This window comes from Caulobacter sp. P1_B12_2 (genome assembly GCF_056406675.1).
Window position 1 is genome coordinate 1 of the sequence record NZ_JBFTZS010000686.1, and the last position, 1,613, is coordinate 1,613.

Consider the following 1,613-nt stretch of genomic DNA (forward strand, 5'->3'; position numbering starts at 1 on the left):
GGAGCGCCCCGCGTGACACGGGCGGTCTGATGAGAAGCTTTAGGGCGCTCGACAGGCTGAACCGAAAACGGTCCTTCACGCAGCTGGAGCGCCGATAACGCCAGATGGCGTAGGCCGTATGTCGTTTATTGCAGGTGCGAAGTCAAGGGCTGGCCTCAAGCGAGCCCTTTTGCCGCAAGAGGTTTCGGAGACTCGCACCGAAATGCGGGTCTCCGATGGGGATCAGAACTTCCAGTTCAGGCCGACCAGGATCGCCTGGCGTCCGCCGTCGCCGAACTCGCCGGCGTAGGTCGCCGACGCGGTGAGGCCGGGGGCGAGATCGTAGGCCGCGCCGCCGCCGACCGTGGCCAGCGTGCCGCCGCGATCAAGCCCGGCGACGCTGATCGGCGTCGTGAGGCCGGCGATGCGGCCGGACGCCGAGGTGTCGCCGCCGTCGGCCGTCGAGCGGAAGCCCAGCGAGGCGTACGGGTGAAGGCGCGCGCCGGCCGTCTGGCCGCCCAGCACTTCCACCTGGCCGTCGATGAACCAGGCCGAGGACGTGTCGCCCTGGACGGTGAGGGCGAAAGCCCCGCCGCCGCGTTCGACGAAGCCGTCACGCTTGGCGCCGACATAACTGGCCCCCAGGCGCGGCTGCACGGCCCAGTCGCCGTTCAGCTGGGCGCGGTAGGTCAGGTTGACGTCGGCGATCCAGCTCTTGAGCTTGTAGTCGCCGGTCGCGGTGGTCCCGCCGGGCGCCGCGCGACGGGTGTCGACGTCCGCGCCCTCGTGGGCCGCCATGGCGCCCAGCTGGAAGCCGCCGATCCGGACCTGTCCCTGGGCGCCGATCGTGAAGCCGTCGGTTCCGGTGCGGGCGTCCAGCGCGCTGATGCGCTGGCGGCCGTTCAGATAGCCGACGAAGACCCCCGCCCAGGCCGACTCGACGCCGTAGCCGACGCCGGCCAGGCCGCCGGTGGAGTCGATCTTGCCCTTCGCCACGCCCGCGGCGGCGTCGCCGTCCAGGGTGCGGCGGCTGGCGATCGCCTGGCCGAAGCCGAACAGGCCCGGCGTCTCGGGCGCGAGGCGAGCCTGGGCGCGCGAGGCGTCGACGATCGACAGGCCGTCCTCGACCGCCAGCTGGGCGGCCGAGGCGTAGGCCTGGGGCGTCAGCCGGGCCAGGGCGCGCGGATCGCTCTTGCTGGTGGTCGGATCGACCAGGGCCGGCAGGGCGGCGACCAGCGCGGCGCTGACCTTGTCGTCGATCAGGGCGGTGTTCAGCGTCCCGATCAGGTTCGACACCTGCGAGGAGAAGGTGGTGTCGGTGGTGAACAGGCCCAGGGCCTGCAGGCGCGTGGACGTCTGGGTGAGGTGCAGGTTCAGGCCCTGCGCGCCGTCGATGGTCGAGAACGACCCGAAGATCCCGCCGCCGGCGGTGATCAGGTCCACGCGGCGCCCGGGCGTCAGAGCGGCGACGCCGGTCAGCTTCAGGGTCGAGCCCTGGGCGATCGTCACCTTGCCCGACACCACCAGTTGGTCGCTGACGGTGGGGGTGAACTCGAACAGCGCGGTCGAACCCGCGACCAGGGCGACGTCGCCCGTCACCGTCATCGTGCCCGGCGAAGCGCCGGGGCTGAGCG

1 protein-coding gene is annotated in these 1,613 nt (G+C 71.8%); it reads right to left on the minus strand.

Annotated features, from left to right (window positions below; genetic code table 11):
• Positions 1-222: 222 nt before the first annotated feature.
• Positions 223-1,613: autotransporter outer membrane beta-barrel domain-containing protein (locus tag AC1DZ6_RS24875; RefSeq protein ID WP_477099767.1), on the minus strand; the 1,391-nt coding region annotated here is incomplete at its 5' end.